Origin of the sequence: Frankia sp. Allo2 (assembly GCF_000733325.1) — a bacterium.
GTDB lineage: Bacteria > Actinomycetota > Actinomycetes > Frankiales > Frankiaceae > Frankia > Frankia casuarinae.
This window is the reverse complement of sequence record NZ_JPHT01000008.1, coordinates 111,391-124,639: the sequence shown is the minus strand read 5'-3', so window position 1 is coordinate 124,639 and position 13,249 is coordinate 111,391. Positions and strand designations below refer to the sequence as shown.

General features: G+C 70.6%; 11 protein-coding genes and 1 pseudogene. 4 read left to right on the top strand and 8 right to left on the bottom strand.

Features of this window, described 5'->3' with window-relative positions; genetic code table 11:
* Positions 1–210: 210 nt before the first annotated feature.
* From ALLO2_RS08420 to ALLO2_RS08405, 4 genes are all read left to right on the top strand, one after another.
* Positions 211–1,713, top strand: coding sequence for an NAD(P)/FAD-dependent oxidoreductase (locus ALLO2_RS08420; RefSeq protein ID WP_011435427.1), 1,503 nt, complete (start codon positions 211–213; stop codon positions 1,711–1,713).
* Positions 1,714–1,896: 183 nt separating this feature from the next.
* Positions 1,897–2,415 (top strand): hypothetical protein, encoded by a 519-nt coding sequence (locus tag ALLO2_RS08415; RefSeq protein ID WP_035730961.1) that lies wholly within the window; start codon positions 1,897–1,899, stop codon positions 2,413–2,415.
* An 824-nt stretch (positions 2,416–3,239) separates the two neighbouring features.
* Entirely contained in the window at positions 3,240–4,040 is an 801-nt protein-coding gene (locus tag ALLO2_RS08410; RefSeq protein WP_035730959.1) for a class I SAM-dependent methyltransferase, read from the top strand.
* A gap of 13 nt (positions 4,041–4,053) precedes the next feature.
* Entirely contained in the window at positions 4,054–4,437 is a 384-nt protein-coding gene (locus ALLO2_RS08405; protein ID WP_023841305.1) for a hypothetical protein, read from the top strand.
* A gap of 52 nt (positions 4,438–4,489) precedes the next feature.
* Here the strand turns inward: ALLO2_RS08405 and ALLO2_RS08400 are convergent, their stop codons facing one another.
* The 8 genes and pseudogenes from ALLO2_RS08400 to ALLO2_RS08370 form a co-directional block, all read right to left on the bottom strand.
* Positions 4,490–5,041 carry an FHA domain-containing protein gene (locus ALLO2_RS08400; RefSeq protein WP_035730957.1) on the bottom strand — a complete coding sequence of 184 codons (552 nt, stop codon included), beginning with the start codon at positions 5,039–5,041 and terminating at the stop codon, positions 4,490–4,492.
* 60 nt (positions 5,042–5,101) lie between these two features.
* Entirely contained in the window at positions 5,102–5,584 is a 483-nt protein-coding gene (locus ALLO2_RS08395) for a Rieske (2Fe-2S) protein (protein WP_011435422.1), read from the bottom strand.
* A gap of 22 nt (positions 5,585–5,606) precedes the next feature.
* The gene (locus ALLO2_RS08390; RefSeq protein ID WP_011435421.1) at positions 5,607–6,179 is read right to left on the bottom strand and encodes a DUF6529 family protein; all 573 of its coding nucleotides are present in this window, start codon (positions 6,177–6,179) and stop codon (positions 5,607–5,609) included.
* 171 nt (positions 6,180–6,350) lie between these two features.
* Positions 6,351–9,023, bottom strand: coding sequence for an aminopeptidase N (gene pepN / locus ALLO2_RS08385; RefSeq protein WP_035730954.1), 2,673 nt, complete (start codon positions 9,021–9,023; stop codon positions 6,351–6,353).
* 81 nt (positions 9,024–9,104) lie between these two features.
* Positions 9,105–9,290, bottom strand: coding sequence for a hypothetical protein (locus ALLO2_RS08380; protein ID WP_035730953.1), 186 nt, complete (start codon positions 9,288–9,290; stop codon positions 9,105–9,107).
* A 40-nt stretch (positions 9,291–9,330) separates the two neighbouring features.
* Positions 9,331–9,468: pseudogene (locus ALLO2_RS27035) on the bottom strand (DUF5996 family protein); the annotation flags it as partial.
* 53 nt (positions 9,469–9,521) lie between these two features.
* Entirely contained in the window at positions 9,522–11,204 is a 1,683-nt protein-coding gene (locus tag ALLO2_RS08375) for a hypothetical protein (RefSeq protein ID WP_023841307.1), read from the bottom strand.
* Positions 11,201–12,919 (bottom strand): glycosyltransferase family 2 protein, encoded by a 1,719-nt coding sequence (locus ALLO2_RS08370; RefSeq protein WP_232234972.1) that lies wholly within the window; start codon positions 12,917–12,919, stop codon positions 11,201–11,203. Before ALLO2_RS08370 ends, ALLO2_RS08375 begins: the two co-directional genes overlap by 4 nt.
* Between the last annotated feature and the right edge of the window lie 330 nt (positions 12,920–13,249).

Here is a 13,249-nt window from a genome sequence, read left to right as displayed (position 1 = left end):
TATCACTCGACGAGGCATCAATCGCCCACGAATTGTGTTGCATGCCACATGTCCCGTCGATGCTATCCGGCGACAGGAGGTGACGATAAACACGATCCCATCTCGGATATACGGCGGAAAATAGTAGCCGGGGGCCGGCACCATCAGGTATATGGTCTTCGCGGCGCCAAGGGGCACCGCCGGAGTCAAGAGGCTGAGCGGAGAAGGATCGTGACCACGGACAGCGCCCAGACAGGGCAGGCCGGCGAACCGGAACGGCTCGAGGAGCGAAGCACCTCCCCGCACCGAGTAGTGATCATCGGGTCTGGCTTCGGAGGTCTGTTCACCGCGCAGGCCCTCCGCAAAGCACCGGTCGAGGTCACTCTCGTCGCGAAGACGACGCACCATCTGTTCCAGCCGCTGCTCTACCAGGTGGCGACGGGTATCCTGTCCGAGGGCGAGATCGCCCCGACCACCCGTGAGGTACTGAGCCGGCAGGACAACGCGCAGGTCGTCCTCGGCGAGGTGACCACCATCGACGTGAACGCAAGAACGGTCACGTCCCAGTTGCTGGGTCGCACGACCGTGCACCACTACGACAGCCTCGTCGTCGCCGCGGGCGCGGGCCAGTCGTACTTTGGCAACGACCATTTCGCCACGCACGCCCCGGGCATGAAGAGCATCGACGACGCGCTCGAGCTGCGCGGCCGGATCTTCGGGATGTTCGAGCTCGCCGAGGCGTCCACCGATCCCGCGGACGTGGAGCGGTTGCTGACCTTTGTCGTCGTCGGGGCGGGCCCCACCGGCGTGGAGATGGCCGGGCAGATCGCGGAACTCTCGCGCCGGACCCTGCGGCGGGACTTCCGCAGCATCGACCCCGCCAAGGCCCGAGTCATCCTGCTGGACGCCGCACCCGCCGTCCTGCCGCCGTTCGGCGAGCGGCTCGGCGCGAAGGCGGCCGACAAGCTGACCAAGATCGGCGTCGATGTGCAGCTGGGCGCCAAGGTCGTCAATGTCGACGCGACCGGCATCGACGTCGAGGACAGCGACGGCACCCGCCGGCGCATCGACTCGGTCTGCAAGGTCTGGGCCGCCGGCGTTGCCGCGAGCCCGCTGGGCCGACAGCTCGCCGAGCAGACCGGTGCGGGGCTCGACCGCGCCGGCCGCATCGAGGTGCTGCCCGACCTGACCCTGCCGGGTCATCCGGAGGTGTTCGTCATCGGGGACATGGCGAGCCTCAACCGGCTGCCCGGCGTGGCGCAGGTCGCGATCCAGGGCGGCCGGCACGCCGCCAAGGAGATCCAGGCCTGGGTCGCCGGNAAGCAGACGGGCCGGCCGTTCGAATACCATGACAAGGGCAGCATGGCCACCATCTCGCGGTTCAGCGCGGTGGCGAGCATTGGCAAGGTGCAGTTCAGCGGCTTCTTCGCCTGGCTCGTCTGGCTGGCCGTGCACCTCGTCTACATCATCGGGTTCAAGCACCGGCTGACCACCCTGCTTCACTGGACGGTGAGCTTCATCGGCCGGGGCCGGTCGGAACGTACCGTCACCGAGCAGCAGATCTTCGCCCGGGTCGCGGTCCAACGCCTCGGAACGGACTTCGCGCCCTCCCTGCCCCCGCACGCGAGTCAGGAGGCGCCGTCCTGGACGGGGGCCCGGACGATCGTGCCGATGCAGCCGCAGGCCAAGGGCGAGGGCAAGGGCGAGGACAGCCGGCAACCGTCCCGGGTCTAGCGCGTAGCGCGGATCCGGCCTTCCACGTGGTTCGCACCACGCTCGCATGTTGCTCACATCTCGCTGTCGCATCGTGGGCTCCGACCGCGTGCCGCCGTGGCGCGCGGCGCCCGGCCGATCGCCGCCGCTCAGGGCCGACGACCGGTTCGCGGCGTAGTGACGCGACGCGGAAGGACGACACAGATGCGCAGCTTCCTGACCGGACGATGGGGTGCTGGGGTCGCCGCAGCGGGTCTGCTTGGGCTCGGGTTGGGGGTCGGGCTCGGGTTCGGCGGGACAGCCGCATCCGCTGCCTCGGACCGGACTGCCAGCGCAGCAGCCACCCCAGCCGACCACACGTTCCTGGGCGACCATCCGCGACTCGCCGAGGCCCGGCTGCGTTCCCACGACGGGCTGCGTCCCCATGGCGGCATCTGGGCCGGCGGCGGCGTACACGGTGAGGCAACGGTCAAAACCGGCAAGGGCTTCCAGGTAGTGGCGGGGNAACGCGGGNAGGNGNCCGCGGNGNGCCCCNCCNCCCNGACGGNCACNAGNGANNNCGGCTACGTCGGCACCTATGTGATCAACGCCGATACCCGGTTGCGGATCGACGGGGACGCCGCGAAGGTCTCCGACCTCCACCCGGGGGCGACGGTCCGGGTGGGCGCGACGGTCAAGGACGGCACCCGCACGGCGGTGGTCGTCGCCCAGCCCCAGGACTGACCTACCGCCGAGGGCCTATCCCGGCATCGAAGATCACCTGGGGGACGCCTGTCAGCGTGACGGCGGCGTCCCCCCTCCGCCATCCGGCTCGTCCGCAGGAAGCTCCGGACAGCCCTCGCGTTCGAGGTCCGCGGCGCGGACCATGCGACACCGCGGGCACGGTGTCCCCGGCCGCGCCATCGTCTTCAGCCCCTGGCGGGGACGCCGTCCCCGATGTTCCGGACACCGCAGGTACAAGAAGTCGGCCTGAACGGGCATCGATTTCTTCATGGCAGGGGAACCTTTCCGGTTCCACCGCATTCCCGACACTTGATGTTGGCGTCACCGTCGAAAAGACCGTCCTCGTCCGATTCCGCCTGCGGGCGCGTCTGATACTGCGTGCCGTTGCAGGACGAGCAGGTCATCAGGCCTAGGCTGAGCCGCTCGTCGGGCGGCCGAAAATACCGACTGGATCTTTTTCGTTGTCTCGCCACGCGATCAAGGGTGCACGCTCCATCACAGCCTGTCCAGACGCATCCACCACCAGGGCGTCATCCGGGAGACAGGCGCACCGTACTCATCCCATCCATCACTCGTCCGGCTACTTTGCCTACATTTTGACCCCCGGGCCGGCGCCATGGTGAGCGGCGGGAGCGACTGGACGACCGCGACCTCGTCGAAGCGGCCGTGTGCCTCGCCAACGGCGAGCGCAGGAGCGCTCCTGCTGGTCTCATACGATGACCGACTGATTCGTCGAGGCAGGCAGGCCGTCGTGCCGCGGTGGCCTGTCCCGGCACCGCGATCGGCGCGCAGTCCGTGGCCACCCGGAGAAGGACGAGGGATGGATGATCAATAATGCTGCCCACGTACGGACCAACCGTGCCCGCTGGAACGAGATCTCTGACGACTACCAGCGACTGAACGCCCCGCAGATCCGCCGGCAGGTGTTCACCGGCGACATCTCCTGGGGGCTATGGGCCGTTCCGGAATCACGGCTCGGCGTGCTCGGTGAGGTCACCGGACGGGACATCCTGGAGATGGGCTGCGGGGGCGGCCAGTGGTCGAGCGCGCTGGTCCGGCGGGGGGGCCGACCGATCGGCTTGGACCTCTCCGAACGGCAGCTGCACCACAGCAGACAGCTCGCCGCGGAGACCGGGCTGTCCTTCCCCCTGATCCAGGCGAGTGCTGAGGCGGTGCCCTTCGCCGACGACTCGTTCGACATCGTCTTCGCCGACCACGGCGCCTTCTCCTTCGCGGACCCCTTCCGGGCCGTGCCGGAAGCCGCACGCGTGCTGCGCCCCGGCGGCCTGCTCGCCTTCAGCCACGTCAGCCCGATCTACGAGATCACCGTGGCGCCGGGCCGGGACGCCCCTGGCAGTCGCCTGACCCGCGACTACTTCGGGCTGCGTTTGCTGGCCGAGGCCGACGGCCTGGTCAGCGCCAACCTTCCCTACGGCACCTGGATCAGGCTCTTCCGGGACAACGACCTCGTCATCGAAGATCTTCTGGANCCCCGCCCGGCACCGCCGGCATCCGACAGTCACAGCGAGGAACCGGCACCCGCCCAGCCCGAACGCGGCGACAAGGCATGGGCGCGCCGCTGGCCCTCCGAATGCATCTGGCGGCTACGCAAGCCGACGCGGTGAAGGCATCGGCCTCGTGACGACCACGCTGACTGGCGACGCCGCCCCGCACGCCGCTCTGCTGACGGGCATGGCGGATCTCGCCCGCCGGCTCCGACCGGGCGGCCGGGAGACTCCCGTCGTGCTGTCGCACCACGGTGAACGGCTGATCGTGCGCCACGGTGACGTCGTGCTCAAGGCCCACCCGCCCGGATCCGGCCCACAGCCGCCCGCGGCCCGGCTCCGGCTCGTGGCCACATCCTGCTGTCCCCGCTGCCGTCCCCGCTACCCCAGCCGTCCCCGCTACCCCAGCCGTCCCCGCTACCCCAGCCGTCCCCGCTACCCCAGCCGTCCCCGCTACCCCACGCCACCCCTACCGGTCTGGACGGGCTTGCCGTCCGGGTCCACGACCGATGGGTGAGTGCCTGGCCGCGATGGGTGAGTGCCTGGCCGGCCGGAGGGCCGGCCGGAGCTCAGGACAGCGCGAGCAACGCGCCGAGGGTGAAGCCGACCGCGGCGAGCCACACGAGGGTGGGCAGAGCGCGCAGCCAGCTCGCCACGGGCGAGTGGCCGGCGTGACGCTGGGCCGGAACCTGGGCGGAGTCCGCCCCCGCCGGGACGGGGCTGGGATCGATGCGGCCCTGGCCGCCCTGGCCGGCCAGCATGGTCGCCAGATTCCCGACGTCCGGGTCGTCGGGCGCGGCGGGCGGGCGCCGCGGCGNGGGACTGACCGGGGCCAGGACGACCGTCGGCCCGTTCGCCGCGCCGAGGTGCACCTGCACCTCGCCGTCGTTCAGGGCGATGCTGCCGGTCCGGGCGCCGTCCACCCAGATGCCGTTGGAACTGACGTCCCGGGCGAGCCACCCGGCATCGCCGCGGGGCTCCAGCAGGACGTGACGCCGAGACACCCGGCCGTCCGCGATNACGACATCGCAGTCACGGCCCCGGCCGACGACGTGACTGCGGTCGGCGGACAGCACGCTCTGGCCGGACGGGACGGTGATCCGCAGCCCTGTCGGGTCCACTGTTTCTCCTCCTGGGAGGATCCGGCTCCTGCCGAGATCCGGGCGATCGGGGCGCGGGGGTCAGGCGGGGAAGATCGCGTTGTCGCGGACGGTGACGGCGACCGGCGGCAGCGGCTGTTTCGCCGGCCCCGCGACGGGTTCCCCGGTACGGGTGTCGAAGGCGCTGCCGTGGCACGGGCAGAGGATGCGGCCCTTCGCGATCGCGTTCACCGAGCAGCCCTGATGGGTGCAGACGGTGGAGAAACCCTGGATCGTGCCGGCGGCATTCCTCGTGAGCACCAGGCCGGCGTCGCCGAGGATGAGACCGCCGTCGGCAGGCACCTCGTCGACCCGGGCGAGGGGCGCCGCGCCGCCGGCCTGGCCACCGCCGTTACCCGCGCCCGAACCGTCGCCACCCGCGCGGGTCCCGCCCGCGGTTGCCTGCCGTGGTTTCGGATCGGCCGCGTCGCTGCTGCTGGCGACGACATACCCGACGGCACCCGCGGCGACGGTGACCGCGATGCCGGGGACCACGAGGCGCCGCGTCGGTGCTTCCTGCGTCATGACTTTTTCCTCGGGATCCTGTTCAGACGTGCGGAATACCGGACCGGGTGAAAAACCACAGTGAAGCCGTCAACCAGATTGCGACCAGGGAAACGAGAACCGTCGAGCCGAGGACGGGCAGTACCCACCCCGGTAACCCGCTAGTCCGTAGGCTGATCATCTTTGCCGCGTAGGCCCCGTAAAAGGCGCAACCCAGGAGGCTGTGGAGAAGCACCCGGGTGCCATCGCTGGCAAAGCCCAGCGCCCAGATGCAGTGGAAGGCCACCGGCAGGGTGAGGACGAACGCGGTCGTCCCGCTCCATCGGTGCAGCGGACCGGCCCAGCTCGGCGCCGGGCCCGCGCCGGGCAGCCGTCCCCACATCCACAGTGCCGTGGCCAGCTGAACGAATAGCAGAACGGCGGCGGCCGTCGTCAGCCACGCCTTCATCGGCAGCATGCCAGAGAAACCGAGGGTGAACAGCGGCCGCCCGGCCGGTTCGTGAACCCTCGCGTACACACCGGTCGACACCGCGACGGCGGCACCGACCAACAAAGTAACGCCTAATGCCGCACCCGCACTCGTCTGCCGTTCGGCCCGGTCCGTGCCGGCTGCCATACCGCCCCCCGTCCCCTGAGACACCCTTGCTGCGCGAACTATGCCGGAAAGAGCGCGGGCGCGTCCAGAGCCGTCGGCGAGATGACATCGTCAGTGGAATGACGATGCCGCCGGCCGGATAACGGGTGGGTTGGAGCAGGGCCGGCGTCAGGGCCGGAGACGGGCCCGGCGTCAGGGGCGGAGACGGGCCCGCACCGCTCGGCGGAGTTCGTCGGTCGCGTCGACGACGACGCGGCGCAGGAGCGGGTCGAGACGGTCGCGGGCCAGCAGGGCGTCCGCCTCCCGCACCGTCCCCACGGACACGGCGAACTGCGGATAGGCGTGGGTGGCGATCTGCCGGGCGGCGTGCGGGGATCGCCGGGCCGCCATCGCCGGCATCTGCTCGAAGTAGCGGGAGACGTACCCGTCGGTGAGATCCGCCTGCTCGGGCTGCCAGAAACCCTCGGCCGTCGCGGCGACCAGCCGGGCGGACATCGTGTCGTCGTCCACGATCATCCGCCAGGCCCGGGCTTTCGCCTCGGGATCGGCAACGGCGGCGCGGGCCCGCGCCGCATGCTCGGCGGCCCGGGCGCTGCGATCACGCCGGCTCTCGGCCGCGATCTCCCCCTCCCCGGCCCGCCCGAGTACGACCAGCCGGTGCAGCAGAGTCCAGCGTAGTTCCGGGTCGATGACCAGTCCGGCCGGCACGTCCGTCCCGGCGAGCCACGCCGCCAGCGTTCCCGCCTGCGCCGGTCCGCTACACCCGATGACCCCGCGGGCGGCGGAGAGCTGATGACCGCCTCCCGGTGCTGCGGCCGCGAAGGCCCGCGCGCAGGCGGCGTGGAGCGCCTGCGCCGCCGCCGGTCGCGCCGACGGCGCGAGATAGCGGTTCAGCACGGTGGCCCGGGCGAAACGCAGGGCGTCCTCGAAGACGGCGATCTCGGTCTCCCGGGGCAGCGCACCCGCGGCGAGCGTCAGATAGTCGGCGGCGGGCCATTCGGCGTCCCGGGTCGCGTCGGCCGCGGCCGCCCAGATGATCGCCCTGGCAAGCGGATCGGCCGTCCGCGGCAGGACAGTGGGCAAAGCGGCGAGGTCGGCCGGGACGAAACGGATCTTGGCGTAGGTCAGGTCGCCGTCGTTGACCAGCAGCAGGCGTCCCGCCTCGCTCCCGACCAGTGACGCGATCCCGGTGCGCCCGCCCGGCGCCGCCGGATCGATGTCCACCTCCACCCGGCGGAGCAGCACGATCGGCCCGGTCGGCTCCGTCGGATTGGTCGGCTCCGTCGGATTGGTCGGCTCCATCGGCTCGGTCTGCTCCGCCGGGCCGTAGACGCCGATGCCGATGCGGTGCGGACGCAGCGTCGGGTGCGTCGGCGGTGCCGTCTGGACCACTGCGACCTGGGCGAGGCGGCCGTCGGAGCCGATCGTGATCTCGGGGCGCAGCGTGTTGACCTGTGCGTGGCGCAGCCACACCTCGGCCCAGCCGGCGAGGTCCCGGCCGCTCGCCGTGGTCAGCGCGGCGAGCAGGTCGGCCAGGGACGCGTTGGCGAAGGCGTGCTGGGCGAAGTACGTCCGCAGCCCGGTCAGGAAGGCGCCGTCGCCCACCCAGGCGACCAGCTGCCGCAGGGCCGACGCTCCCTTGGCGTAGGAGATGCCGTCAAAGTTCAGCAGGGCGAGTGCGGTGTCGGGGACGTCGGCCGGGGCCACCGGGTGCGTCGACGGCCGCTGGTCGGCGGCGTAGCCCCAGCTCTTGCGACCGACGGCGAAGCTGGTCCACGCCCCGGTGAACCGCGTCGCCTCGGCGGTCACCCGATAGCCCATGTACTCGGCGAACGACTCGTTCAGCCACAGGTCGTCCCACCAGCGCATGGTGACCAGATCACCGAACCACATGTGGGCCATCTCGTGGGCGATGACGACGGCACGCAGCTCCCGTTCGGCCTCGGTCACCGCCGAGCGGAACACGAACTCGTCCCGGAAGGTCACGCACCCCGGGTTTTCCATCGCGCCGGCATTGAACTCGGGCACGAACGCCTGATCGTAGGTCCCGAACGGGTACCGGCTCGCGAACAGCTCGTGGTAGCGGTCCAGGCAGGCCCGGGNGACGCCGAAGATCTCCGCCGCGTCGGCGTCGAGGTACGGCGCGAGTGAGCGGCGGCAGAGCAGCCCGAGCGGGATGCCGTCGTGGAAGTCCTCGACGAGGTGGTACGGCCCCGCGACCACCGTCACGAAGTAGGTCGCCAGGGGTGCCGTCTCGGTGAACTCCCACCGCCCCGGCGAGGCCTGCTTCCCGGCACCGTTCGCCCGCACCGTCCAGTCGGGGGGTGCGGCCACGCTCAGGCGCACCGGCGCCTTGAGATCGGGCTGGTCGAAGCAGGCGAACATCCGCTGGGCGTCGTCGAGGAAGGTCTGCGCATACAGGTAGACCTCGCCGTCCTCCGGGTCGGTGAACCGGTGCAGCCCCTCGCCGGTGTTCGAGTACCTCATCGTGGCCGTCACCACGAGCTCGTTCGTCGCGTGCAGCGTCGCGAGGGGGAGCCGGTTGCCGTCGACGGCGGAGGGGTCCAGCGGCTGGCCGTTGAGCCACAGTTGCTGGATGGATACCGGTTTGAGCTCGACGAACGTCGCCGGTGCCGGTTCGCCGTCCGCCGACGAGCCGGCCGTGGCGAGGGAGCCGTCCGTGGCGAGGGAGCCGTCCGTGGCGAGGGAGCCGTCCGTGGGGGGACGGAGGCTGAAGCGCACCCTGGTCGTCGAGCCGAACTCCGTCGACGTGCGAGCCGCGGTCAGGTCGAGCTCGATCTCGTAGCCATCGACGCGGACCAGGCCGGCGCGGGCGAGGGCTTCGTCCCGGGTGAGGCTGTGCATACGGCGAACCTATGAGATGCCTCGCCGCCCGTCCGACGTGGACCTGGTCACCCCCCGATCTTGCCGGGTGGCCCGTCGATGTCAGTGCCCGGAGGCGAGGACAGGGTCGGTGACGCCGTGGGGGCAGGCGAACCGCTCGATGTCCCTACCCGCCCGGTAGGCCCCGGCCCGGTAGGCGCTGTCGTCGAAGTCGAGAACGCCGGCCCGCCGGTCCGGGCCGCGCTCGAGGGCCGCGAGCGGGAGGACGGCACGGATGCGGATGGTCAAGGCGGATCTTGATGCCGAGCGCCGCCAGCGCGTCGAAGGTGCGGCGGTAGAACGACGCTACCGACTGCGCGACCAGGGGAAATGAGATCCTCTCGCCGTCCAGGCGCTGGACGACCAGCTCATGANCGACGAAGTCGAAGTCGATGGTGAAGATCGGGTTTCCGTCGACCTGGCCCATCGGACGCGTCGTCAGTCCACGGCCGGTCAGCTGGAGGGGAAGATGTCACGGGTTCAGCACCGGTCAGGCCGGCCGCGGCAGTCCGGGACGATGACCCGGCGAATCTCGATCTCTCCATCGCCGAACGACTTGAGGACCACCGAGTGCCGGAGCGCCTCGGCGACGAGCGGGACCTCAGCGAGCACCGAGTCGGGGGGCTTGCCCATCATCAGGTAGTCGACATCACGCCAGCCGTGGGGGAACCGGCCGCGCACCTGAGGGTCGAGGTCCAGCTTGTAGAACCACACCGGCAGCGGCCGGCGCCCGGCGATCGTGAGGTCGGTCCAGGCGATGTCGTCGGTGATAACGATGCCCTCCGGGGGAACGTTCGCGAGGAACCATCGGGTCGCCTCCCGGCTCGGGGCACTCGCGTCCTGGGTGAGCGCGGTGCGAATTTTCGGTGTCCAGTCCGGGATCACCGTCGCGGCGGCCACGGACAGGGCCACCAGGACCACGAGGCAGCGCAGGCCATTGACGATCATGGCCGCGGTCGCCCCCACCCCCGCCCCGGGCCCCGACCCCGGCCCGGCATGACGCGGCGGACCGCGTCGCGGCCGTGCTCCACTCGGCAGGACGGCGTCGAGCAACCCTGCCACGCACAACGCGGCGAACGGGAGCATCGCGGTGACGTAGGGGTTGGGCAGGTAGCCGTTGCGGAAGACGAAGGCAAACTGCAGCAGCAGTAGTCCGGCGACGACCCGCAGCCGCCGCAGGGCGAGCAGGGGAACCGCGGCCGCAATACCGGCGAGGACCAGGTAGGGATCGAGATCGAGCCAGGACCGCACGACATGGTAGGTGTCACTGCCGGTGTCGAGCACGCTGCCGCTCGGGGCCCGGTCGAACAGCTGCCATCTGATCGCCCATTCCAGCGAGACGTGGCCGGGCCCCTCGAACAGCTCGTTCTTCGCGGCCGCATACAGGATGTAGATGCCGCACACGCCGATCAGGCAGCCCATGAAGTTGCGCCGCACGAATCGCCAGTTACGAGGATCACGATTCTGCCGGAGCAGTACGTACAACCCCGGGAGGAAGAGCAGGACGGTTTCCTTCGACCAGAACGCGAAGGCCATGAAGATCCCGGCGAACGCCGCCGCCGCGACACTGCGTCGCGGCGACGCCGCGCACACCAGGGCGGCGAGCAGCCACATCACGGCGATGTTGTCGAGGAACGCCATCCGCTGATACCACAGGGCGAGCGGTGAAAGCGAGAAGACGAGCAGGGCCAGGCCGGCGAAGAACCGTCGTAGGCCGAGGAGCCGGCCGAACCGGTACAGCAGCACGCAGCTCACCAGATGCACGCCGAACATGAGCTCGCGGGCCGCGGTGACCGCCGTCGGCGCCCGGTTGAAACCATCAGTGATCTTCGTGTAGATGGCAATCAACAGCCATCCGCCGAACGGATGGTCATACCAGTACGTGTAATGCGCGATCCGGTTCCAGTACTGCATCGAATAAGCCTGGGCGGCATACGTGCCCTCGTCGTCGGTGACGCGGCCCGGCCAGCCGTCGAAATTGTAACCGTGCAGCACCGCCACCACCGTCAGGAGCACGGCGAGCAGGAGCAGGCTGCGGCGGCGGACGCCGACCCAGCCGACCAGTCGGCCGGTGAGCTCCCCGGCCCGGGCTGCGATCCAGGTCACGGCGGTCTGCGGGCCGAGCGGTCGGGGGTACGGGTTCGCGGCGTCGGGTGCGGTCACGACGCCGCCTCCAGCTCGAAGCGGCCGGAGCCGGTGCTGTGGTGGGCCCCGGAGTGGGAGGTCTTCTCCCACTCGACCCGGCCACGCAGCAACCGGGCCGTGGCGCGCACCGCGGCGGCGGAGAGCGCGAGCTGGTACAGCGGGGCGCAGAGCACGAGCCGCACGCTGTCCCAGCGACGCAGATCGAGCCCGTACGCCTCGGCGAACTCGCGGAACGCCGCCTGCTCGGAGAAAACCGTCATGACGGTCGCANCGAACGGAAGCCAGAAGACGATGACCAGACCGGTCGGCGCCGCCAGAAACAACGTGAGGACCAGCGACACCGGCAGCAGGACGCCGGCGAGTGCCTGGAAGAACGGCATCGTGAGCATCTCCACCGCCATGATGCGCTGACGTGCTCCCGGCAGCGCCCGCCAGTCCCCCTTGAAGAGGACCTGCATGAACCCCATCATCCAGCGGGTGCGCTGGATGATGAGTTTCGTGAGGCTTTCCGGGGTCTCCTCCCGGGTCGTCAGATCCGGATGGTAGAAGACCGCGGTCGGGATTCCGGCGGCCGAAGCCCGCACCCCGAGGTCACAGTCCTCGGTGAGGCAGGAGACGTCCCACCCACCGAGCCTTTCCAGCACCGTTCGCCGAATGAACACCGTGTTGCCGCCGAGTGGGATGAAACGCGCGCGCGCCTGGAAACGCAGCCGCGACATGAACCAGATGTAGTATTCGAGGCAGTTGCGGGCCCGCCACCAGGAGGTGCCCGCGTCCAACCAGTGGAGGAACGCCCGTATCGGTGAGTGGTCCGCGGCGCGCCGCCACGCCGTGGCACGCGCGTTCATGAGCTGCACGCCGCCCTGAAAGATGCCGACGTCGGCGTGGCGCAGGGCCAGCGTGTTCACGTAACGCAGGAGTCCCCCGGCGAGCAGGGACTCCGCGTCGACGACGCCGACCAGGTCGCCGGTGCAGTGCCGGCGGGCGTCCTCCAGGGACAGGGGTTTACTACGCCGGCTGCCTTCGGGCGCGACGACCCGCACGTTGGAATGCCGGCCGGCGATCTCCTCGGCGACCCGTCGGGTCTCCTGGTCGACCTCGTCATACGACACCATCACGACCAGTTCCACCAGGTCGCCGGGGTAGTCGCCGGCAAGGATCTGGGTCAGGGTCCGCCCGAGCACCGGCTCGTCGCGGGCGGGGACGATGAGGGAGAAGCGGTTGCGGGGCGCGAGGTTGCCGGTCAGGTCCACGTGATGCACCCGCTCGGGACGCTGCCAGCTGTACTGGCCGCGCACGAGGGTCAGGCTGGCGACCAGCAGCATCAGCAACGAGACGATCGTCCATGCGGCGAGTAGCACGACGTGGTGATGCTCGGCCGCACGCACCCCCAGCGTCACCGCGAGGGGCACGCTGACCAGCGCCCACACCCAGCGCCGCCGGCGGCTGGCGCCGGGGATCGACCCGCGGGTCCGCGCCCGGAGCCGACCGGACAGGACCAGGCCGCCGGTCACCGCCGCCACCGCGCCCAGTACCACGGCGAACGGCTGGCCCAGGCGCGGACCGCCGTACGAGACCAGCCTGATGTCCGGCGAACCGGCGAACATGTAGACGTACCAGCCGCCCGACTCGCACGCGAGCCGGGCGAGCCACGGGATCCGCCGGCCCCGGCCACCCCGGCCGAACATCCGAGGCAGGACGACCGCGAGTGCGCCGGGCAAGAGGTAAGACATGCTCCCGTCCAGACCGACCAACGCGGACAACACGAGGGCCGACGTGGTGTGCAGGGCGGCCCCCCACCCCGCGGCCCACCACCCCGCGGCCGCTACCATCCACAGCCGAGGTGAGCGTCGGGGCACGCGGGGATCTCGGTGCGCATGGGCATGCCGACGCGCGCCGCGGGGGAGCGCCCGCGCACGCGGGACTTCGGAATCAGAATCGGATGTCACCTGTACCTGCCTGAAAGGGGTGGGCACGGAGCACCGCGGGCGGGCGACACCGCGGCGGGTCCGGTCCCCGGCCTGGATGGAAGGTCAGTTCGCCGCGACGAGCTTCGGGAGGTC